Source organism: Streptomyces sp. NBC_00704, from assembly GCF_036226605.1.
Classification (GTDB): Bacteria; Actinomycetota; Actinomycetes; order Streptomycetales; family Streptomycetaceae; genus Streptomyces.
Window position 1 is genome coordinate 612,125 of record NZ_CP109000.1, and the last position, 21,385, is coordinate 633,509.

The window sequence follows — 21,385 nt, forward strand, 5'->3', positions numbered from 1 at the left end:
GCCCGGAACGGCATTCACCCACAACTGCCCGGTACGGCATTCACGTACGGCCGCCCGGTAGGGCATTCACATACGGCCGCCCGGAGCTGCGTCCACCGGCCCCGCGGGGTTCGCCCACCGCGCGGTGTCCACCGGTGGATGGAGTTCGCGGCCGGGTGGAGTTCACCGGCGGGTGGACTTCATCGGCGGGTGGAGTTCATCGGCCGTGCGCGCGTCACCGGCCGGACCGAGTCGAGCGGCCGGCCGTAACGGGCCTCGGCCGGACGACTCCGACCGGCCGGGCCGCGGCGGCGGACGGCGTCTGCGTGATCGCCGGTACCCGGGGGTGCCGAGGGTGCCGACCACCCCGTCGGGGCCGAGGCGGACGAGCCGGGACCCGGGCCCGGGGCCCGCACACCTCCGTGGCCGCCCGCCGTGGCGCGGTCAGCCGGGAGAGCCCCAGGTGCCGTTGGTGAGTCCGACCGGGTTGGCGGCCGGCACGATTCCGGAGTCCAGGACGGTGCGGGCGAGCGGTTCGAGCAGATGGGCCAGGCGGGCGGTGGCGTCGGGGCCCAGGGCCGTCCACGGCGCGGCCGCGGCGGCGTCCGTGTCCGCCTCGATCCGCTCGTGGGCTGCCGACCCGGCCGCGCTGAGGCGTCCCCGGCCGTCGAGCCAGCCGCGCTCGGCGAGGTCCTTCTCCGCCGCCCGCCACGCGTCGGCGTCCCACTGGCGGGCGCTCCGCTGGAACTCCGCGTCGGTCTCGCCGGCCGCGCTCTTGAGCGCCATCGCCGCGACCGGCCCCAGTCGGCGGCCCACCAGCACGGCGAAGTGCCCGTCGCCGCGGTGTTCGCGCAGCGTGGTCACGGCCTGCCAGAGCCTGACGTGGGGCTGCGCGGGGCGGGGCAGGGCCTGGTTGGCGGCGCCCAGCACGCGCCCGGCCGTGTCCGCGGCCAGGGCCGCCCGCCAGGCCAGGTCGGCGGCCTCGGCCACTTCGGCGGAGGCGACGACGTCCGCGCCGTACAGGCGGGTCATCGCCGCGTCTATGGCCCGCTCGCGCGCTCGGAGCACCTCCTGCGGCGAGGCGTGGCCCCAGGCGTCCGGCAGTGCGCGCGCCACCCGGTCGGGGTGGAAGACGTGGAAGCAGCTGGTGACCACCGCGGCGGGCGCGGGCCCGAGGGGCGCCGCGCGCAGCGCGAAGTACCCCATCCAGTAGCCGCGCATCCCGAGGCCGTCGGCCGCCTCGCGTACCTCGGGGGCGAAGTAGACGAGCTGGTGCACCGGCTCGAACCTCTCCCACATCGCCCGTGCGACGGTGTCGCCCACTGCCCGGCCCTCCCGGTTCGTCGTCCTGCGCGGCGCGCGTCGTCGCGCGGCCCGCCCTGTACGTCGCGTGTCCTGCCCCGCGTGCAAACGGCTCGCGCGACCGCGCGTCGCGCGTCTTGCCTCGCGTGCACCCGTGCACCCGTGCACCCGTGCACCGTGCGTCGCGCGCGCCCTGCCAGGCATGCGGTGCCTCGCGTGCCGCCATGCAGCATCCGTCATGACGGCGGTCATAACAACCCCGCCGCCCGAACGGGTGCGTCGCCCGGCGTCGCGGCACGCGCGCGTATGGACGCGGGGGACGGGGGTGTCCTAGGGTGCCCAGAAAGCGCTTTCTAGCATGGTCATGCCATCACCTGGTCAGGAGCGTCCATGTCGCACACCGCACCGCAGGAACCCTCGCAGCCGTGGACCCGCAAGGCCTTTCTGCGGGGCATGACGGCCGCCGGGCTGACCCCGCTGCTGCCCGTGGCGCTTCCGGCGGCCGCGCACGCCGCGCCCGGATCCGCACGGCCCGGCTTCGACCTCGTGCGCGACGGCGTCGCGGCCGAGGTCTTCGTGGACGCGGCCGACGACCCGGCCGTGATCCGCGCGGCCGGCGACCTCCAGGCCGACGTGGAACGGGTCGCCGGAGTCCGGCCCGAGTTACGGCACACCCTGCCGGAGCGGGCCGCCGCACTGGTGCTGGTGGGCACGCTCGGGGCGAGCCCCGTCATCGACGGCCTGGCCGCACGCGGGCGGCTGGACGTGTCGCGGGTGCGGGGACGCTGGGAGGCGTCCGTGGCACAGGTCGTGGAGCGTCCGCTGCCCGGCGTGCGACGCGCCCTGGTGATCGCGGGCAGCGACCGGCGCGGCACCGTCTACGGCGTCTACGACACCTCGGAGCGCATCGGCGTGTCGCCCTGGCACTGGTGGGCCGACGTGCCCGTGGAACACCGGGACACCGTCACCGTGCCGGCCGGTCCCCTCGTCCGGTCCGAGCCCTCGGTCCGCTACCGGGGCGTCTTCCTCAACGACGAGGAGAACCTGACCACCTGGTCGCACCGCACCCAGGAGCCGGACAAGAACATCGGCCCCAGGACGTACCGGCGGATCTTCGAGCTGCTGCTGCGCCTCAAGGCCAACTACCTGTGGCCGGCGATGCACCCGTACTCCGACTTCTTCAACGCGTACCGGGAGAACCCCGAACTCGCCGACGAGTACGGCATCGTCGTGGGCTCCAGTCATCCGGAGGCCCTGCTGCGCAACGGCGTCCACGAGTGGGAGCCGTGGGCGCGCGAGCACCGCGGAGCGGACGGCGCGCTGCCCGTGTACGACTACACGGTGAACCCCGCCGTCATCTCCGACTACTGGCGGGCGCGGGCGCGCCAGAACGCGGCCTACGAGAGCAGCTGGACCCTCGGCATGCGCGGACTGCACGACTCCGCGCTGGAGACGCGCAACGCGACCACGGTCCCCGAGAAGGTGGCGGTGATGAACGACATCATCGCCGACCAGCGGCGGATCCTGGCCGAGGAGGTCGGGGCGGCGGCCGCACCGCAGATCTTCATCCCGTACAAGGAGGTCCTGGACCTGTACAACGCCGGCGTCCGGGTCCCCGACGACGTGACGCTGATCTGGCCCGACGACAACCACGGCAACATGCGCCAGCTGCCGGACGAGGCGGAGCGCGCCCGCGCGGGCGGCAACGGGATCTACTACCACCTGTCCTACTGGGGCCGCCCGCGCAGCTATCTGTGGCTGGACACCACGCAACTCGCCAAGGTGTGGCAGGAGTTGCGACGCGTGTACGAGCATGGCGCGGACCGGGTGTGGATCTTCAACGTGGGCGACCTCAAGTCGATCGAGACAGGCCTGTCCTTCTCCATGGACATGGCCTGGGACGTCGACCGGTGGGGCGCCGACGACGTCGAGGACTTCCTCGCCCAGTGGTACGGACGGCAGTTCGGCGTGCGCCACGCGCGCGAGATCGCGGCGATCCGCACCGAGTACTACCGCCTCGCGGCGGAGCGGCGGCCGGAGTTCATCGACCGGAACGTGTTCTCCGTCGTCCACCACGGGGACGAGGCCGGACGCCGCATGGCCGCCTATGACCGGCTGCTCGCACGGACGCGGGCGCTGGGGGCGGAGCTGCCCGCCGCCTACCGGGACGCGTACTTCGAGCTGCTGGAATACCCGGTGCACGGCGCCTGCTTGATGAACCTGAAGTACTACTGGGCGGATCGCAACGCCCTCGCGGCGCGCCAGGGACGCGGCGCCGGGACCAACCGCTTCGCCGACCTCGCCGAAGCCGCGCACGCCCAGGAGGCGGCGCTCACCAGGCGGTACAACACCGAGGTGGCGGGCGGGAAGTGGGACGGCTACATCAACCCGTACCCCTCGCAGATCCCGAAGGCGCCCGGCCGCCCCGCCGTCACGCGGGTCGCCCGGCAGGAGACCTCCGGTCTCGGGGTCGCCGCCGAGGGGAACGAGACCGGCGCCCAGCGGCCGCTGTCGTTCGACTCGGCGACCCGGGACCGGCGCTTCGTCGACGTGTTCAACACCGGATTCCTCGACGTGACCTGGGCCGCGGAGGCGAATCGCCCCTGGGTCCGGCTGAGTTCGGCGGGCGGAACGCTCACCGCGCAGACGCGGGTGTGGGTCGGGATCGACTGGGCCCGCACGCCGGAGGGCGCCCACGACGTCACGGTCGCCGTCACCGGCGGCGGACGGCGCTTCGAGGTGCCGCTGAGGGTGGTCAACGACGGTGAGCGGGCGCGCCGGCGGGCGCGCGGGTTCGTGGAGGCGGGCGGCTGGGTGTCGATCGACGCCGCGCACACCGAGCGGCGGATCGCGCGCGGCGGGGCGCACTGGCGGACGGTCCGCGGGCTCGGCCGGCGTGCGGCCGCCGTGGAGGCGGGTCCGTCCACGGCGGACCCGGTCACCGCCGACTTCGCCGCCCGCGCACCGGAGTTGCGCTACCGGGTGCACTTCCGCAGCACCGGGACCTTCCCCGTCACCGTGTTCCGGCTGCCCTCGCTCGACGAGCGCGGCGCGCGACGGCTCGCCCTGGCCCTGGACGACCGGCCGCCCGTGATCCTGTCGGGGCAGGCCGTCGCCACCGGGAACCGGGGGGACGCCTGGGCGCGCAACGTCGAGGAGGGGGTCGAGAAGCTGACCGCGGCCGTGACCGTCGGCGAACCCGGCGAGCACGTCCTGCGCGTGTTCATGGTGGATCCGGCGATCACCGTGGACCAGATCGTCGTCGACACCGGAGGGCTGCCGACCGCCTACCTGGCGCCGCCGGAGAGCTACCACCCGGTCTTCAACCCCCACCCCGAGACCCGACCGGGCCTGGACGCGCCGGACCAGTGATGCCCCGGACGTGCCCGTGGCATCACTGTGCGTCCCTGTGTTCCCTGTGCGTCCCTGTGTCCCGCGTGACGTTCCGGTGCGTCCCGCGTGACGTTCCGGTGCGTCCCTCATGGCGTCCTCATGGCGTCCTCATGGCGTCCGCGCAGGTCCCCCGTGGCGTCCGCGCACGTCCCGCGTGACATCCCCGTGCGTCCCGCGTGACGTCGGGCGGGCCGGGGGCAGGGCGGGCCCGCGGCGGGTCAGGGCGTGGGGATGCCGGCCGGGCCGGGTCGGCGCGCGGGGCGGGCGAAACGGACCGGGACACCCGGCGAGTACAGGACGCTCACCGGATCCCGCTCGGGCGCCGGCAGGCCCGCCGCCGCGATCAGGTCCTCCTCGCACTCCACCAGCTCGGCCCGGTGCAGCGGCCAGCGCGGATGCGCGTTGGGCAGAAACATCGACCGGCCGAAGAAGGCGCTGTGCAGCCCCCAGCGCGCGGTCAGGAAGTGCTCCAGCGCGGTGGGTTCGCCGATCGGCCCGCCCACCCGCACCGCGATCCGGCTGCGGGCGCCGCGCGGCGCGGGCCAGCGGCGGCGGCTGGTGTAGACGACGGTGTCGCCTTCGGCGTCGATCGCCATGCGCGACCACGCGTAGGGCAGCCGGAAGCCGGCCCGCGCCACGGCCACCGGCACCAGCCGGGAGGCGTCCAGCGAGCGGAAGACCACGCCGCGGCGCCCGTGCGCGTCGACCGAGTACAGCCGCACGTTCGTCTCGGGGAAGGAGCCGAGGTAGGGCACGCCCGGCAGGCGGAACCAGCCCACCCGGTGCATCCGGAACGCCACCAGGCCGACGTAGGTGACGCCGTCGAGGGTGTCCGGGACCGTTCCGGGCGGCAGCAGCCCGGCGACGTCCGCCGGGTCGGCCGCCCAGTGCAGGAAGGTCAGGTCCAGCCAGGACTGGGTGAGCAGCGGGCGCGCGATCAGGCCCGGAGCGTCGGGCGTGACGGGTTGCGGCGGGACCGGGGCCGGTGGCTGCGGTATGTGCGGCACCGCCTCAGTATCCCCGACGGCGGCCCGGGAGGACCGGCCGCTGTGGCTGAGGACACATGTCGTTCCGCGGGGGTCTCGGGCTACGGTTCTTCGCAGCCCCCGCATTTCCGCAGCCCTCCTGCGCTGCCCCTCCCCCACTGATCACCGCTGCTCTTCGCTGCCGCACACCTCGGACGGCCCGCCTTGTTCGCTGATCTCTCCCCGCTCACCGCCGCCAGCGCCCACTGGCTCACCCGGGCCTACCCGGCGAGCGGCGGCGCGCTCGCCGACGCGTTGTGCGAGGCGCAGGCCCGGCAGGCGGCGACGGTGGCGGCCCGGCTGCGCTATCCGACCGCCACGGACGCCGCCCTGGTCGGCATGGCGGGCCCGGGCGGCTCGGGCCGCCTGGACTGGGTCAGCGGCGCGGACGCCGGCGTCTCCCTCGACGACCATGCCTGGCGGACCTGGGTCGACGAGGTCGTCGTCAGCTGGGCGGCCTGTCTGCTCGGCGACCCTGAGCTGGCAGCCGCGGCGGTGGCCGCGCTCGCGGAGGACGAACCCGGTCCGGGGACGCCGCCCGGCTTCCGGCGTCTGGTCGCGCCCGACGACCGCGACCTGGGCGCGGCGGCGCTGCTGCGCCACCCCGATCTCCTCGCCCCGGTGGCCGGCCTGCACCGCGCCCGGCTCCTGGACCGCCTCGGACACGGCCGGGCGCTCGTCGCCTGAGGCGCCCCTCGCCCGTGCGCCCGCGCGTGTGGCACTGCCGCCCTGAGGTCTCGATCGGGGCGTTTCCGGCCCCGTTTCCGCCGGTGAGGGCCGGGGACGGTCGGGCACGCTCCGGCCGTCCCCGTCCGCCCGGCGCGCCCGTCATGTGGGGCACTGCCGTCCTGAGGCCTCGGTCCGGGCGTTTCCGGCCCCGGTTCCGCCGGTGGGGGCCGGGGCGGTCGGGCACGCTCCGGCCGCGCCCGTCCGTCCGCCCGCCCCCGCGCCCGTCCGTCCGTGCCTGCGGCGAAGGACGCTTTCGGCGGCGTCGCGTTCCCGGCGATCGGCTCGCAGGAGCCGACGCGAGGACAACTGCCGTCGGTGCGAGCGCGGTTGGCGGCCGCAGGCGGCACGGGCCGGGCGGTCGGCCTTCCGTCACCCGTCCCGGGCCGCCAGGAGGCCGGTCCGGCCCGCTTGCGCCTTCCCTCTCGCCGCACGTCGGCGTGTCCGGCAAGTGACCCGGACCGGCCTGGCGCGCAGAATGGGAGTGGTGCCGCATCTACTAATCCCCCTGGGAGGTATCCATGAGGATGCTGATCAACGTTGCCGAGACCGTCGTCGCGGACGCGCTGCGCGGGATGGCGGCGGCTCATCCCGAGCTGACCGTCGACGTCGAGAACCGGGTGATCGTTCGGCGGGACGCTCCGGTGGCCGGGCGAGTGGCCCTGGTCTCCGGCGGAGGGTCGGGGCACGAGCCGCTGCACGGCGGGTTCGTCGGGCCCGGAATGCTCTCCGCCGCCTGTCCGGGCGAGGTGTTCACCTCCCCGGTGCCGGACCAGATGGTGCGGGCCGCCGCGGCCGTCGACAGCGGGGCCGGGGTCCTGTTCATCGTGAAGAACTACACCGGTGACGTGCTCAACTTCGACATGGCCGCCGAGCTGGCCGAGGACGAGGGCATCCAGATTGCGAAGGTGCTGGTCGACGACGACGTCGCGGTCACCGACAGTCTCTACACGGCCGGACGGCGCGGTACGGGTGCGACGCTGTTCGTGGAGAAGATCGCGGGGGCCGCGGCCGAGGAGGGGCAGCCGCTGGAGCGGGTCGAGGCGCTCGCCCGGCAGGTCAACGAGCGCTCCCGCAGCTTCGGCGTGGCGCTCAGCGCCTGTACGACGCCGGCCAAGGGCAGCCCGACCTTCGACCTGCCGGCCGGCGAGCTGGAGCTGGGCGTCGGCATCCACGGCGAGCCCGGCCGCGAGCGGCGTCCGATGATGACGTCGGGCGAGATCGCCGACTTCGCCGTCCAGGCGATCCTCGACGACATCACGCCCCGCAACCCGGTCCTGGTGCTGGTCAACGGCATGGGCGCGACGCCGCTGCTGGAGCTGTACGGCTTCAACGCGGAGGTGCAGCGGGTGCTGGCGCAGCGCGGAGTGGTCGTGGCGCACACCCTCGTCGGCAACTACGTGACGTCCCTCGACATGGCCGGCGCCTCGGTGACCCTCTGCGAGGTCGACGAGGAGCGGCTGCGGCTGTGGAACGCGCCGGTGAAGACCGCCGGGCTGCGCTGGGGCGTCTGAAGCGGGGCACGCGCGCGTCCCGGACCGTACCGACCATGCAAGGAGATCCCGTGCTCGACGCCGACTTCTTCCGCCGTTGGATGACGGCGGCCGCCGCGTCCGTGAACCGCGAGGCGGACCGGCTCACCGCTCTCGACTCGCCCATCGGGGACGCCGACCACGGCAGCAACCTCCGGCGCGGATTCACCGCGGTGACCGCGGCCCTGGAGAAGGAGTCGCCCGCGACTCCGGGCGCCGTCCTGACCCTCGCGGGCCGTCAGCTGATCTCGACGGTCGGCGGGGCCTCGGGGCCGCTGTACGGAACGCTGCTGCGCAGGACCGGCAAGGCGCTGGGCGACGCGGCGGAAGTGGACGAGCGGCAGTTCGCGGAGGCGCTGCGGGCCGGTGTGGACGCCGTGATGAAGCTCGGCGGGGCCGTCCCGGGCGACAAGACCATGATCGACGCGCTGGCGCCGGCCGTCGAGCGCATCGGCGACGGCTTCGGCGCGGCCCGCTCCGCCGCCGAGGAGGGCGCGGAGGCGACGACCCCGCTGCGGGCCCGCAAGGGCAGGGCCAGCTATCTCGGCGAACGCAGCGTCGGTCACCAGGACCCGGGCGCGACCTCGGCGGCGCTCCTCGTCGCCGCCCTGGCCGAGACCGAGGCCGAGGGGAAGTGAGGCGGCCGTGAGCACACAGAAGCCGGTCGGGGTCGTGCTGGTGTCGCACAGCGCGCAGGTGGCGGAGGCCGTGGCCGAGCTGGCACGGGGGCTGGCGGGCGGCGGCGCGGCCGTGCCGGTCGCCGCGGCGGGCGGCACCGAGGGCGGCGGGCTGGGCACGAGCGCCGAACTGATCTCCGCCGCGGCCGCTTCGGTGGACCGGGGCGCCGGGGTCGCGGTCCTCGCCGATCTGGGCAGCGCCGTCCTCACGGTCAAGGCGCTGCTCGCGGAGGGCGACGAGCTGCCCGAGGGGTCGCGGCTCGTGGACGCCCCGTTCGTCGAGGGTGCGGTGGCCGCGGTGGTCACCTCCGCGGCGGGCGCGGACCTCGACGCGGTCGAGGCCGCCGCCCAGGAGGCGTACACCTACCGCAAGGTATGACGCCGTCCGTCCGTCCGTCCGTGCGTGCGTGCGTCCGCCCGGCCGAGCCTTCCGGGCGGACGCCCGGTGGTACGGCCGGGGGCCAGCGGTGCGTCGGGGCCCCGTCTCCTCGCCCCGACCCGCCCGCCGCCGGTCAGCCGTCCTGGTCGTCCTGGCCGGCGCTTTCGCCGTCGTCGGCGGCCCGGTCCGCGTGCGTCCCGGCGTCCTCCGTGGCGCCGGCCCGCGTCCAGGCCTCGCCGTCCGTCCCCTCCGGGGTCTCCGGGGGCTCCTGGGCCTCCGGTTCCGTGTTCGGCGCCCAGTCGTCGTCGGCGTCCTCCCGCGGGGTCGCGGCGGCGCTCGTCGCCGGGGACGAAGACGGGGACGGAGACGACGACGGGGACGGGGACGGGGAAGCGGGCGGCTGGGGGACCGGGGGCCGGCCGGTCCCCGGCCCCTGCGCGAACGCCCGCGCCAGCCGCTCCCCCACCGCCACGGCGGACGCGTGGCTCTCGATGGGCGTCGCCCGGGCGTTCCTGAACACGATGTACGTGACGCCCGAGGGCGTGCCGCCGCCGTGCGGGTCGGCGCGGATGCCGAGCGCCCGGGCGGTGGCGTAGGACGCCTCGCCGATGATCCCGCGCGGTCCGACGTCGCCGACGACCGCGTACTCGACCCGGTCCCCGTAGACGACGGCCGCCACCGATCCCCCGCCCACCCCGTGGGCACGGTGGTCCCACACGGCGCTCACGCCGGGCACCACGATGTAGGGCAGTTCCTCGGCGCTCAGGTAGCGGCCGTCGGACTGCTGGTAGGCGGTGGCGTCGGAGAACAGCGGGTCGGTGGCGCTGTTGCAGTGGGGGCCGGGGCGGCCGTCGCAGTCGATGTCCATGTCGGCCGTCCAGAAGACCGCCTCGTCGGTGCCGCAGACCTGGACGGTGGCGGGCGCGTCGTCGTCGGTGCGGTACCGGCCGTGTGAGACGGGGGCGCAGTCACGGACCCGGGCCAGCAGGCCGGCGGCGCGGACGGATCCCTCCTGCCGGGAGGCGGCGGCGCCGGCGGCGGCCGGTGAGGGGCGCACGGCCAGGGACGGGGTGGCCGGGGCCAGCAGGGCCAGGCCGGCCGCGGCCAGCGTCAGCGACTTGACGCGCACGATGCGGGACCCTCTCGTGAGGACGTTGACGGACACGCGGAACAATCTGGTGCCGGTCTCGTCACGTGGCCACTTCGAGAGGGCCGTACGGTGCACGACGCGCGGTCCGCGGCCACCGGGAGGGTCAGGGCATGCCCCGCGCGACCGATCGCCGGTCCCCGGGGGAGCGCCCGCCTGCGCGCTGCGGGCCCGCGGCCTGCTGCTACCTTGCGCTGCCATGAACGACAGCGTGTATGTGGGCAATGCCGGCCGGGACGCGGCGCTCGACCGCGGGTGGCTGCTGGGGCATTTCAAGGACGCCTCCGATCCCCGGCACAGTGAGGCCGTGGAGATCAAGTGGGGCGTCCACCCACGGGGCGACGAGCGCGCCCGGTGGGTGCGGGGCGAGGAGCGCACCGCCCTCCTGGTCCTCGTCAGCGGGCGCTTCCGGGTGGAGCTGCCCGGGCGCAGCGTCGTCCTGTCCAGGCAGGGGGACTACGTCGTGTGGGGTCACGGCGTCGACCACTCCTGGTTCGCGGAGGAGGAGTCCGTGGTGCTCACGGTCCGCTGGCCGTCGGTGCCCGGCTACCGGGTGGACGACGAGGACGGCGAGGAGAGCGAGGACGGCATCGTCGCGGGGGAACGGGCGCTGCCGCGAGCCGGGTGAGGCGCTTCGGCCGGGCCCGTCGCGGACGGGTGTCCGCTCCGGCCTGCGGCCCTCGGCGGCCGGGCGTCTCCTCCGGCCCGCGGGCCGGGACCGGGCAGGAGGCCGGGGGTCCGGCGGCCGTCTCGGCCGCGGACCCCCGGACGACTCCGCCGGCGCGGGATCAGCGACGACAGCGGTCCGCGCCACCGGCATGAACTTCCGAGCCCTCAGGGAGAGTTCAGCCGCGAACCGCTTCAGCATACGTAATGTCCGGATGCGGTCGTCAACGGCGGCCCCCGGAACCGTGCTCGCACCCTTTCGCCTGTCCCGCGCACTCTCTTCGCCCTCTTGATGTGCTCGCGGGAGCGGGTCATATTGGTCCGGACCATTGCCGCGGTCCGGGCCGGGAGGCGAAGCCGTGCGACGTGTTGCGCTGGGGATCGCGGGGAGTGCGCTGGTGGCGGCCGTGTCGTGCGGCTGCGCGGCCGGGGCCGGCTCCGACGAGGGGCGGGCGCCCGGCGCGCCGACCGGTGTGAGCGCCCGGGCCGGAAGCGCGACGAGCGTGCACGTGATGTGGAACGCGGTCGCCGACGGTCCCGAGGTCAGCGCCTACGAGGTGTACCGGAGCGGGCGGAAGGTCGGCGAGGCGCCCGGCTCCGCGCACATGCTGGACGTCGTCCGCCTCGCGCCGTCCACCGCGTACGTCTTCACGGTGCGCGCCCGCGACGCCGGCGGACGGCTGGGACCGCGCAGCCGGGAGGCGCGGGCGACGACTCCGGCCGCCGTGGCGGACGGCTCGGCCCCGACCGCGCCGGGCGGGGTCACCGGACGGGCCGTCGGGAGCCGGGCCGTCCAGCTGTCCTGGTCGGCCTCCACGGACGACCGACGGGTCGTGTCGTACGACGTCTACCAGGGCGGCACGAAGATCCACAGCGTCGGAGGCGGGCAGACGGCGACGGTCGTGACGGGACTGCGGCCGCACACCCGCTACGCGTTCACCGTCCGGGCCCGCGACGCGGCCGACAACGTCTCCCCCGCCGGTCCGCCCGTGCGCCTGACCACGGCGCCGGGCACGGACGGGGGGCGGGACACCGCGCCGGCCGGTTTCCGGGCCGCCTCCCGGCTCGCCGACGGCGCGTACTACCTCGACCTCTCGTGGACGGCGCCGCGGGTGGACGGCGTCGTCACCGAGTACCAGGTCGAACTCGACGGACGGCGGGCCACCTCGCTGGTCTGGGGCGGCGCCCCGCCCCGGGGGCGGGCGGCGTACAGCTTCTACGCGGGGCGGGAGGCGGGGGTCGTCCACCGGGTGCGGCTGCGGGCCCGGCTGCCGGACGGCACATGGGGCGCGTACTCGGCGCGGCGCACGGTGACGACGGGCGGGGGCGGGTGAGCGGGGGCGGGTGAGAGGGGGCGCCGCGTGGGCCGTCCGGGGGAATCCGTCACCTGCCCGGGGGCGGCCCGGGTGCGGGGCGGACGGAAGGCGCATTGGCTGACCCTGAGGCAGCACGGGCGTACCCGATCCTCGGCGGCGCAAGGGATGTACCGCCAACCGTGCCGCCGCCGGAGGACATCCGATGCGCACTTCCCGTCTTCTCGTCCGCTCTGGGCTGACCGTGGCAGCCGCCGCCGCGCTGCCCCTCACCCTCGCCTCCGGGCCGGCCGCCGCCCGGGCCTCGGGCATCTCCGTCAGCACGACCGGCTCCACGGTGTCGGTGGTGACCAGCTCCTGCACCCAGATCAACGGCAGTTGGGGCACGGCCGCCCTGCTCACCGGCAGCCAGGCGAGCTTCTCCCAGGGCCGCCAGGTGGCCCTGTCGGGGACGGCCGCCGGGCAGTCCGCCGCCTGGTCGGCCGTCTCGCCGGGCACCTACACGGTGGTCGTGATGTGCTCCCGGGGCGACACCGCCGGCACCCAGTCGGTGATCGTCTCCGCCCCGTCGGCCCCGACGGTCTCCCCCACCCCCACGGCCACGGCCTCGCCCTCACGGGGGGTCATGGGCGGCCTGGGCGGCGCGGCTCGCGACTACGGCACGGTCACCATGGCGGTGGGCGGCGCGCTGGTGGGGGCGGGCGCCATCGCGGCGGCCTGGTTCCTGCGCCGCCGGTCGAAGCCCTACCGGCTCTGAGGTCCGTCCCGACCGCGAGTTCGCCCCCTCACCGCCGAGTCCCGAGGCCCGCATCCTTTCGTGCGGCCGCACGGCTGAGGAGACCGCTCACGGCTCCCGAGGCCGGTCCTCCTCGGCGGGCAGTCCCGCCAGGGCCTCGGTGAGCCACCGGGTCCAGAAGGTCTCCAGCTCGATGCCGGCGCGCAGGACCAGGTGCTGCAACCTGGCCTGCGCGCTTACCTCGCCGGGCGGGAAGTCGCGCTTCTCGATCTCCTCGTACTCGGCCAACTGCCGCCGGTGCAGCTCCAGATGGCGCCGCAGGTCGGCCTCCAGACCCGCGGTCCCGACGACGGCCGCGGCGCGCAGCCGCAGCAGCATGGCGTCGCGGTGCGGCTTCGGGTCCTGGGCTGCCGCCGTCCAGCGCGCGAGTTCGGCGCGGCCCGCGGGCAGGACCTCGTAGGCCTTCTTCTGCCCGCGGGCCGGCTGCTCGGCCGGCAGGGCGCGGATGTGGCCCGCGGCCTCCAGTCGTCCCAGTTCGCGATAGATCTGCTGGTGCGTGGCCGACCAGAAGTAGCCGATCGACCTGTCGAAGCGGCGGGTCAGATCCAGCCCCGACGAGGGCCGCTCTAGCAGGGCGGTGAGGATCGCGTGCGGGAGTGACATGGAGTCATCCTAGGGACGGACCCGGAGGCCCCTACAGGGCCGCCGCCAGCTCCGTGCCCTGCTGGACCGCCCGCTTGGCGTCCAGTTCGGCGGCCACGTCCGCGCCGCCGATGAGGTGCACGGAGCCGCCGGCGGCGACCAGGGCCTCGTACAGGTCGCGGCGCGGGTCCTGGCCGGTGCACAGGACGATCGTGTCGACCTCCAGGACGGTGCTCTGCTCACCGACGGTCACATGGAGCCCGGCGTCGTCGATGCGGTCGTAGCGCACGCCCGGGACCATGGTGACGCCCCGGTGCCTCAGCTCCGTGCGGTGGATCCAGCCGGTGGTCTTGCCGAGACCCGCGCCGACCTTGGTGGCCTTGCGCTGTAGGAGGTGGACCGTGCGCGGCGGTGCGGGGCGCTCGGGCGCGGCGAGGCCGCCGGGCTCCTGGTAGTCCATGTCGACGCCCCACTGGCGGAAGTAGGCTGCCGGGTCCTCGCTCGTCTTGTCGCCGCCGTCGGTGAGGAACTCGGCGACGTCGAAGCCGATGCCGCCCGCGCCGAGGATCGCGACGCGGTCGCCGACGGGCGCGCCGTCGCGCAGGACGTCGAGGTAGCCGACGACGCTCGGGTGGTCGACGCCGGGGATGTCGGGGGTGCGGGGGCTGACGCCGGTAGCGACGACGACCTCGTCGTAGCCGGCCACGTCCTCGACGGCGACGTGCGTGTCGAGCCTGACGTCCACGCCGTGGGCGTCGAGCTGGTGGCGGAAGTAGCGCAGCGTCTCGTCGAACTCCTGCTTGCCCGGCACCTTGCGGGCGACGTTGAGCTGGCCGCCGATCTCGCTCGCCGCGTCGAACAGGGTGACGTGGTGGCCGCGTTCGGCCGCGCTGACCGCGCAGGCCAGGCCGGCGGGCCCCGCGCCGACGACGGCGACGCGCTTGCGCAGCCGGGTGGGGGCGAGGACCAGCTCGGTCTCGTGGCAGGCGCGCGGGTTGACCAGGCAGGAGGTGATCTTCCCGCTGAAGGTGTGGTCGAGGCAGGCCTGGTTGCAGCCGATGCAGGTGTTGATGGCCTCGGGGGTGCCGGCGGCGGCCTTGTTGACGAAGTCGGGGTCGGCGAGCATCGGGCGGGCCATGGACACCATGTCGGCGCAGCCGTCGGCGAGCAACTGCTCCGCCACCTCGGGGGTGTTGATCCGGTTGGTGGTGACCAGGGGCACGGAGACCGCGCCCATCAGCTTCTTCGTCACCCAGGTGTAGGCGCCGCGCGGCACCGAGGTGGCGATGGTGGGGATGCGCGCCTCGTGCCAGCCTATGCCGGTGTTGATGATGGTCGCGCCGGCCGCCTCGACGGCCTTCGCGAGGGTGACGACCTCGTCGAGGGTGGAGCCGCCGGGCACCAGGTCCAGCATGGACAGCCGGTAGACGACGATGAAGTCCTCGCCGACCGCCTCGCGCACCCGTCGGACGATCTCGACCGGGAACCGCGTCCGGTTCTCGTAGGAGCCGCCCCAGCGGTCCGTGCGCAGGTTGGTGCGGGCCGCGATGAACTCGTTGACGAGGTAGCCCTCGGAGCCCATGATCTCGACGCCGTCGTAGCCGGCCTGCCGGGCGAGGCGGGCGGCGCGGGCGTAGTCGTCGATGGTGCGCTCGATGTCGGCGTCGGTCAGCTCACGCGGCACGAAGGGGCTGATCGGGGCCTGCACCGGGCTCGGGGCGACCAGCTCCGGGTGGTAGGCGTACCGGCCGAAGTGCAGGATCTGCATCGCGATGCGGCCGCCCTCGCGGTGCACCGCGTCGGTGACGATCCGGTGCTGCTCGGCCTCCGCCTCGGTGGTGAGCTTGGCACCGCCCGCGGCGGGCCGCCCCTCGTCGTTGGGGGCGATGCCGCCGGTGACGATGAGGCCCACTCCCCCGCGCGCGCGGGCGGCGTAGAACGCGGCCATGCGCTCGAAGCCGCGCTCGGCCTCCTCCAGCCCGATGTGCATCGAGCCCATCAGGACGCGGTTGGGCAGTGTGGTGAAGCCCAGGTCGAGAGGGCTCAGCAGATGGGGGTAACGGCTCATGGCGGGCCTCCGTGCGCGGCGGTAGTCCCTCAGTTCTAGAGGACCGCGCACGGGTTGTGCAACTAGTTGCACAATGAGGCCCCGCTCATGTGCCGCAGGTCACCGGCGCTCCGCCTTCCGGTTCGCGGTCACGCCGGCCCGCCCGGCCGGATGCTCACCTGCTCTCGAGGAGCACGTGCAGCTCGCGCTCCTGGTCGCCGGAGGCGGACGACAGGTCGCGCACGGAGAACACCGAGTCGAGCGTCGAGCGGAGCCGCTCGATCGCCCAGTAGCTGCCCTGGGCGTCGGCCTCGACGGACGACGAGAGCCGGGCCGGCTCGGCGCAGTCGCGCGCTTCGGTGACCTCGAAGGTCCCGAGCCACACCATGGGGCGCGACTCGTGGAGCTGCTGCGGCTCCTCACCGGCGCCGCGGTCGGACTCGAAGCACGCGTTGAGCGTGTCGAACACGATCCGGGCGTCCTCCTTGCTGCATCCGCTGATCTCGACGGAGACGGACTCCTCGTGCGATCGCTCGCGATCCATCGTGATCGCTCCTCTCGTGGGGTGGCGCGGCTGTGCGGGTTCCCCGCAGACCGCTCCACATCCCCAGAAAAGCATCAGTTTCCCGGCCGGACCAGCGACGGGCCGGCGGCGCGGGGCCGCCGGCCCCCGGCTCAGCCGCGGGTGAGCCGGTACGTCTTGCTGTCGGTCAGCACGCAGAAGCCGGGCGAGACGACGATCACGCGCAGCGTGCCGCTGCGGCGGTCGTAGTCGACGCCCTCCGCCTCGAAGGACCCCGAGCAGGAGCTGCGCAGGGGCAGCTGGCGCAGGGCCGTGACATGGCCGGTGACGTCGGAGCCGCCGGTGGGCGGCGCGGACAGGTCGATCTGCAGCAGGGGTTTGGTGACGCCGAAGAGGGCGCCGTCCGGGTCGTCCGAGGAGCACAGCAGGGTGGTCGGGCCGCTGAAGTCGCAGCCCTGGACGTCGCGCACGGCGTGGTCGAGGCGGACGGTCGACGCCTGGGGCAGATCCGCGGAGGGCGAGGTGGCCGGGTTCGCGCCGGGGGTCGGGAAGACGAGGAACCGGGTCATGGTGCCCCACTCGCCCGAGAGCATCCACTGGCTGTCCGGGGTGATCGCCACCCAGGAGTTGTTGAGGGCCTCGCCGGGACGGAGCGCGTGGACGTACTCCGACCAGGCGCCGCCGGGCGCCTGCACCCGGTACATCTTCGCGCCCGCCGAGTCGCTCTGGTAGGGCTCGACGTAGTAGCCGTCGTAGGAGGCGTCCGGGTCGCCGACGTGGTTCCAGCCCCGGAACGAGAGGGACACGGGGATGGTGCCGATGCCGGTGTAGCGGTTGGGACTGCCCGCCGGGACCTCCACCGAGGCCAGCCCCTGGCTCTCGGTCAGCGGGGCGGCCCGGTCGGAGCCGATCTCGTTCCAGGCGTCCGCGGCCGCGGCCGGCGGGGCCGCGGACAGGGCGGTGACGGTCGCCACGGCCAGCGCGAGCAGGGAGGCGCGGACGGTGCGGGCGGCGCCGGCCTGGCGGGCGCGGCGGCGGACGGGGCGCAGGGGCATGGGACTCCTCGTGACGGGGGGGTGGGGCGCGCTCGGCGCACAGTCTGGCCCGCCATTGTGGTCATGTACAGACCAATGGATTGGACGGGAGCGGACCCTGAGGGGAACGGCGCGCCGGGCCGTACTGGAGGACCATGGAGACGGATGTCCGGGCCCGGCGGAAATGGGTTGAGCGCGAGAGAACAGGGGAGACGGCATGGGGGAAGGCGTGCCGCAGCGAAGCGCGGAGGCGGTGCGTGGCATGAGCGCAGACGGATCGTCCGCGGCCGGCGAGGGCGGCCCCACCGGGCCGAGCGGGCTGCTGGACGTGCTGAACGTGGCCTCGGTGGTGCTCGACACCGAAGGCCGTATCGCGCTGTGGAGCCCCCAGGCCGAGGAACTGTTCGGCTACACGGCACGGGAGGCGCTCGGCCGGTACGCGGCCCGGGTGATGGTCCACGAACGCCACGTCGACCTGGTGGTGAAGCTGTTCGCCGACGTCATGGCCACCGGCCGGAGCTGGGCCGGGGCGTTCCCCATCCGGCGCAAGGACGGCTCCACCGTGCTGGTGGAGTTCCGCAACATGCGGCTGATGGACGAACGGGGCGAGGTCTACGCCCTGGGGCTGGCCGCCGACCAGACGACGGTGCGCAGACTGGAACGCGACGTCGCCATGGCCACCCGGATGGTCGCACAGTCACCCAACGGCCTCGCGGTCCTGGACACCGATCTGCGGTACCTGTCGGTGAACCCCGCGCTGGAGCGCATCAACGGCGTGCCGGCCGCCGGGCATCTCGGGCGCACGGTCCGCGAGGTGCTGCCGCTGCTGGACGCCGAGGCCCTCGAGGACGCGGCGCGCCAGGTGCTGCGGACGGGGGAACCGCTCGTCGACCGCTTCTCCGCGGGCCGCACCCCGGCCGACCCGCAGAAGGACCACGCCTGGTCGGTCTCCCTGTACCGCCTGGAGGACGCGCGCGGCACCGTGCTGGGCGTCGCCGTCTCGGTCAGGGACGTCACGGACCGGCACCGGGCGGACGTCGAGGCGGAGACGGCGCGCCGCAGGCTGGCGCTCGTCGCGGACGCCTCGGCCCGCATCGGCACCACCCTGGACCTGGAGCGCACCGCTCGCGAACTCGCCGAGGTGGCCGTGCCGGAGCTGGCGGACGTGGCCGCGGTGGATCTGCTCGACGCGGTGGTCGCGGGCCGGCGCACCAGTCTGGGGCCCGCCGAACCCGCCGTCATCCGCGCCCTCGCGGTGCGGGCCGACGACGAGCCGGACGCGCTGCGGGCGGCCGACCAGCCCGGCGAGGTGGCCCGCTACGCGCCCGACCGGCTCGTCACCGAGTGCGTGCGCTCGGGCCGGCCGGTCATGCTGACACGGGTGGAGGAGGCCGACCTCGCCCGCATCGCCCGCTCGCCGGAGGCGGCGGCCCTGCTCGCCCGGGCCAAGGTGCACTCCTATCTGGCCGTGCCGCTCATCGCGCGGGGCGAGGTGCTGGGCGCCCTCGACCTGAAGCGGACCCGCAACCCGTCGCCGTTCGGCCACGACGACCTGCTGCTCGCCCGCGAACTGGCGGCCCGCGCGGCCGTGCAGATCGACAACGCCCGCTGGTACCAGAACGCCCGCACCACCGCGCTCACCCTCCAGCGCAGTCTGCTGCCGAGCCATCCGCCCGTCACCGGCGGCCTGGCGGTCGCCTCCCGCTACCAGCCCGCGGGCGCCACCACGGAAGTCGGCGGCGACTGGTTCGACGTCATCCCGCTGCCCGACGGCAAGACGGCGCTCGTCGTCGGCGACGTCATGGGCAGCGGCATCGACGCCGCCGCCACGATGGGCCGGCTGCGCACGGCGACGACCACGCTGGCCTCCCTCGACCTGGACCCGGCGGTGCTGCTGGAACACCTGGACCGCATCACGCAGGGCCTGGACCACTCCATCGCCACCTGTGTGTACGCCGTCCACGACCCGGCGCTCGGCAGGTGCAGGATCGCCAACGCCGGGCATCTGCCGCCGGTGCGGGTACGGCCCGGCCGCCCGCCGGAGCTGCTGGAGCTGCCGACCGGCGTGCCGCTGGGCGTGGGCGGGGTCGCGTTCTCCACGACCGACGTCGACTTCGCCCCCGACGACCAGCTGGTGCTCTACACGGACGGGCTGGTCGAGACCCGCACCCACTCCCTCGACGAGCGTCTGGCGGCGCTGCTGGCCCTGCTCGACGATCCCGCCCGGCCGCTGGAGGAACTGTGCGACCTGCTGCTGCGGGCGCTGCACCACCCGGACAACCAGGACGACGTCGCGCTGCTGGTGGCACGGGCGCTGACCCCCGGCGACCCGGACGGCTGAGCAGCCGAGCGGCTGAGCCGCGGGGAGGAACGGGTGGGCGCACCGCTTCACAGGTTCCCGTTACCTCTTCCTTAACCGGCGCCCCGGACAATCGCAGACAGGCGTGACAGGAGCGGAGCCGTTCGTCGCCGAGGAGAGTGAGCCGCCATGCAGGAGCCGCGGGAGTCGCACGAACCGCTGGGACCGCAAGGGCCGCAAGGCCCGCAAGGGCCGTACGGGGAACGGGATCCGCGGACTCGCCGTTCCGCCCGCGCGCGGGCGCTGGTCGCGGCCACGGCCGTCGCCGTCCTGGCCCTGGGCGGCACCGTCGCGTACGCCGCCACGTCGAACGGCTCGGGCGGCGGCTCGCCGTCCGCGGGGCCGTCCGCCTCCTCCTCCGAGGGGCCCGGCGGACGGCACGGCCGGGGCGGCCCCTGGTCCGGCCTCGGCGGCGACGCGGCCCACGGCGAGGCGACCGTCAAGGATCCGCGCACCGGCGACTGGGTCGTGCGCGTCTGGCAGCGGGGCGCCGTCGAGAAGGCGGACGACGCCCGTCTCACCGTCAAGAGCGAGGACGGCGTCTCGTGGACGTGGACGCTGGGCAAGGACACACGCGTCCTCGCCGACGGCGCCCCGGGGTCCGGGGCCGCCGCGCCGAAGAAGGGCGACACCGTCCTCGTCGTCGGAACCCGTGCCGGTGACACGAACACGGCCGACCGGGTGCTGTCCGGCTCCTTCGGCGAGCACGGACGCGACGACGATCAGGGCAATGACCACGGCAACGACGACGGCCACGACCGCCGCGACGGCTTCCCGGGCCACGGGCCGTGGGACCGCGGCGGCCACGGCCGCTCCCCCGGCCCCACGGCCGGCGGCTCCGCTACCTGAGCCTGGTCCCCAGGATCACCTGGGCGGACCGCTCGTCGTCCCGCGCCACCCGCACCGTCAGACCGCCGCGGGTGAACGCCTCCACGGCCGCCGGAACCTGGTGCTCGCCGGTCTCGACGAGGAGGCAGCCGCCGGGGGCGAGCCAGAGCGCCGCCCCGGCGGCGACCCGGCGCAGCACGTCCAGCCCGTCGCCGCCGCCGTCCAGCGCGGTGAGCGGCTCGTGCTCACGCGCCTCGGCCGGCAGCAGCGGCACCTCGTCGCTGGGGACGTACGGCACGTTGGCGGCCAGGATGTCGACGCGGCCGCGCAGCCGCGCGGGCAGCGGCCCGAACAGGTCGCCGGCGTAGGCGTGTCCGCCGTACCCGGCGAGGTTGCGGCGCGCGCAGGCGACCGCCGCCGGGTCGATGTCGCAGGCGTGCAGCTCGACCGGCCCGAGCGAGGCGGCCAGGGCGGCGCCCACCGCCCCCGAGCCGCAGCACAGGTCGACCACCACCGACGCGTGCGGCGCGGCCGCGAGCGCCTGGTCGACGAGGAACTCGGTGCGGCGGCGGGGCACGAAGACGCCGGGTTCGACGTGGACGCGCAGTCCGTGGAACCCGGCCCAGCCGACGACGTGTTCGAGGGGCAGGCCCCGCGCACGGCGGCGTGCCATGGCGGCGGCCTCGTCCGCGGTGGAGGCGGCGTCGAGGATCAGCTCCGCCTCTTCCTCCGCGAAGACGCACCCGGCGGCGCGCAGGGCGGGAACGAGGGTGTCACGGGACGACGCGTGCCACGCGGAGGACGGAGGGCGCGCGGAGGACGGGGAAGAGGCGGGAGGGGTGAGGGGAGGCATGGAGCCGAGAGCCTTTCGGGGAGCCGAAGGGCGCTCACGCGATCGCTGGGGCGCGGCGGTCCACGCCGTCACGAGGGGGGAGCACCCGACCTGACACAGCGGTAATGGGTCTCACCTCCCAGGGCTCGCACGACCGGGACCCTCCACGGCCGTCGGCCACCCTATCGCAGCACCCGTCCCCTGTTCATGACAGCTCCGACCGCTCCAGTTGTATTATGCAACCG

17 protein-coding genes and 1 pseudogene are annotated in these 21,385 nt (G+C 74.9%); 10 read left to right on the forward strand and 8 right to left on the reverse strand.

From position 1 onward, the window contains the following. Positions 1–423: 423 nt before the first annotated feature. Positions 424–1,302, reverse strand: a complete 879-nt coding sequence (locus OG802_RS02545; protein ID WP_329406730.1) for an SCO6745 family protein — start codon at positions 1,300–1,302, stop codon at positions 424–426. Between the two features lie 432 nt (positions 1,303–1,734). On the opposite strand from OG802_RS02545, the gene OG802_RS02550 reads away from it, so the two are divergent. Beyond that, positions 1,735–4,653 (forward strand): glycosyl hydrolase 115 family protein, encoded by a 2,919-nt coding sequence (locus OG802_RS02550; RefSeq protein ID WP_329416910.1) that lies wholly within the window; start codon positions 1,735–1,737, stop codon positions 4,651–4,653. A gap of 239 nt (positions 4,654–4,892) precedes the next feature. On the opposite strand, the gene OG802_RS02555 is transcribed toward OG802_RS02550, so the two are convergent. Then, entirely contained in the window at positions 4,893–5,681 is a 789-nt protein-coding gene (locus OG802_RS02555; RefSeq protein WP_329406733.1) for a YqjF family protein, read from the reverse strand. Between the two features lie 183 nt (positions 5,682–5,864). Here OG802_RS02555 and OG802_RS02560 point away from each other — a divergent pair, with 183 nt between their 5' ends. The 4 genes from OG802_RS02560 (at position 5,865) to OG802_RS02575 (ending at position 9,013) form a co-directional block, all read left to right on the forward strand. Then, positions 5,865–6,386 carry a hypothetical protein gene (locus OG802_RS02560; protein ID WP_329406735.1) on the forward strand — a complete coding sequence of 174 codons (522 nt, stop codon included), beginning with the start codon at positions 5,865–5,867 and terminating at the stop codon, positions 6,384–6,386. A 560-nt stretch (positions 6,387–6,946) separates the two neighbouring features. Next, complete coding sequence (gene dhaK / locus OG802_RS02565) at positions 6,947–7,939, forward strand: dihydroxyacetone kinase subunit DhaK (RefSeq protein WP_329406737.1); 993 nt, start codon at positions 6,947–6,949, stop codon at positions 7,937–7,939. Positions 7,940–7,989: 50 nt separating this feature from the next. Next, positions 7,990–8,595, forward strand: a complete 606-nt coding sequence (gene dhaL, locus OG802_RS02570) for a dihydroxyacetone kinase subunit DhaL (RefSeq protein WP_329416911.1) — start codon at positions 7,990–7,992, stop codon at positions 8,593–8,595. Positions 8,596–8,602: 7 nt separating this feature from the next. Next, positions 8,603–9,013 (forward strand): PTS-dependent dihydroxyacetone kinase phosphotransferase subunit DhaM, encoded by a 411-nt coding sequence (locus tag OG802_RS02575; protein WP_329406739.1) that lies wholly within the window; start codon positions 8,603–8,605, stop codon positions 9,011–9,013. A 430-nt stretch (positions 9,014–9,443) separates the two neighbouring features. Here the strand turns inward: OG802_RS02575 and OG802_RS02580 are convergent. After that, positions 9,444–10,142: pseudogene (locus OG802_RS02580) on the reverse strand (glycoside hydrolase family 75 protein); the annotation flags it as partial. A 217-nt stretch (positions 10,143–10,359) separates the two neighbouring features. Between OG802_RS02580 and OG802_RS02585 the strand changes: the two are divergent. From OG802_RS02585 to OG802_RS02595, 3 genes are all read left to right on the forward strand, one after another. Beyond that, on the forward strand, positions 10,360–10,788 hold the full coding sequence (locus OG802_RS02585) for a signal peptidase I (protein ID WP_329406742.1): 429 nt from the start codon (positions 10,360–10,362) through the stop codon (positions 10,786–10,788). A 397-nt stretch (positions 10,789–11,185) separates the two neighbouring features. After that, entirely contained in the window at positions 11,186–12,160 is a 975-nt protein-coding gene (locus OG802_RS02590; protein WP_329406745.1) for a fibronectin type III domain-containing protein, read from the forward strand. Between the two features lie 184 nt (positions 12,161–12,344). Continuing rightward, entirely contained in the window at positions 12,345–12,896 is a 552-nt protein-coding gene (locus tag OG802_RS02595) for a hypothetical protein (RefSeq protein ID WP_329406747.1), read from the forward strand. Positions 12,897–12,983: 87 nt separating this feature from the next. On the opposite strand, the gene OG802_RS02600 is transcribed toward OG802_RS02595, so the two are convergent. From OG802_RS02600 to OG802_RS02615, 4 genes are all read right to left on the reverse strand, one after another. Then, the gene (locus OG802_RS02600; protein ID WP_329406749.1) at positions 12,984–13,538 is read right to left on the reverse strand and encodes a PadR family transcriptional regulator; all 555 of its coding nucleotides are present in this window, start codon (positions 13,536–13,538) and stop codon (positions 12,984–12,986) included. Between the two features lie 31 nt (positions 13,539–13,569). After that, entirely contained in the window at positions 13,570–15,585 is a 2,016-nt protein-coding gene (locus OG802_RS02605; RefSeq protein ID WP_329406753.1) for an NADPH-dependent 2,4-dienoyl-CoA reductase, read from the reverse strand. A gap of 154 nt (positions 15,586–15,739) precedes the next feature. Then, positions 15,740–16,108, reverse strand: coding sequence for a hypothetical protein (locus OG802_RS02610; protein ID WP_329406755.1), 369 nt, complete (start codon positions 16,106–16,108; stop codon positions 15,740–15,742). Between the two features lie 131 nt (positions 16,109–16,239). After that, positions 16,240–17,142 (reverse strand): hypothetical protein, encoded by a 903-nt coding sequence (locus tag OG802_RS02615; protein WP_329406756.1) that lies wholly within the window; start codon positions 17,140–17,142, stop codon positions 16,240–16,242. 241 nt (positions 17,143–17,383) lie between these two features. On the opposite strand from OG802_RS02615, the gene OG802_RS02620 reads away from it, so the two are divergent. Both OG802_RS02620 and OG802_RS02625 read left to right on the forward strand, forming a co-directional pair. After that, positions 17,384–19,462, forward strand: coding sequence for a SpoIIE family protein phosphatase (locus tag OG802_RS02620; protein ID WP_329406759.1), 2,079 nt, complete (start codon positions 17,384–17,386; stop codon positions 19,460–19,462). Positions 19,463–19,609: 147 nt separating this feature from the next. Then, positions 19,610–20,329, forward strand: a complete 720-nt coding sequence (locus tag OG802_RS02625; RefSeq protein WP_329406761.1) for a hypothetical protein — start codon at positions 19,610–19,612, stop codon at positions 20,327–20,329. Here the strand turns inward: OG802_RS02625 and OG802_RS02630 are convergent. After that, positions 20,322–21,161 (reverse strand): putative protein N(5)-glutamine methyltransferase, encoded by an 840-nt coding sequence (locus OG802_RS02630; protein ID WP_329406764.1) that lies wholly within the window; start codon positions 21,159–21,161, stop codon positions 20,322–20,324. The two genes, OG802_RS02625 and OG802_RS02630, sit on opposite strands and share 8 nt — an antisense overlap. Positions 21,162–21,385 lie beyond the last annotated feature (224 nt).

Coding starts and splice junctions, on each gene's coding strand:
- OG802_RS02550 (WP_329416910.1), top strand. CDS start 1,735: ATGACGGCCGCCGGGCTGACCCCGCTGCTGCCCGTGGCGCTTCCGGCG.
- dhaK (WP_329406737.1), top strand. CDS start 6,947: ATGAGGATGCTGATCAACGTTGCCGAGACCGTCGTCGCGGACGCGCTG.
- OG802_RS02585 (WP_329406742.1), top strand. CDS start 10,360: ATGAACGACAGCGTGTATGTGGGCAATGCCGGCCGGGACGCGGCGCTC.
- OG802_RS02595 (WP_329406747.1), top strand. CDS start 12,345: ATGCGCACTTCCCGTCTTCTCGTCCGCTCTGGGCTGACCGTGGCAGCC.
- OG802_RS02600 (WP_329406749.1), bottom strand. CDS start 13,538: ATGTCACTCCCGCACGCGATCCTCACCGCCCTGCTAGAGCGGCCCTCG.
- OG802_RS02605 (WP_329406753.1), bottom strand. CDS start 15,585: ATGAGCCGTTACCCCCATCTGCTGAGCCCTCTCGACCTGGGCTTCACC.
- OG802_RS02610 (WP_329406755.1), bottom strand. CDS start 16,108: ATGGATCGCGAGCGATCGCACGAGGAGTCCGTCTCCGTCGAGATCAGC.
- OG802_RS02615 (WP_329406756.1), bottom strand. CDS start 17,142: ATGCCCCTGCGCCCCGTCCGCCGCCGCGCCCGCCAGGCCGGCGCCGCC.
- OG802_RS02620 (WP_329406759.1), top strand. CDS start 17,384: ATGAGCGCAGACGGATCGTCCGCGGCCGGCGAGGGCGGCCCCACCGGG.
- OG802_RS02625 (WP_329406761.1), top strand. CDS start 19,610: ATGCAGGAGCCGCGGGAGTCGCACGAACCGCTGGGACCGCAAGGGCCG.
- OG802_RS02630 (WP_329406764.1), bottom strand. CDS start 21,161: ATGCCTCCCCTCACCCCTCCCGCCTCTTCCCCGTCCTCCGCGCGCCCT.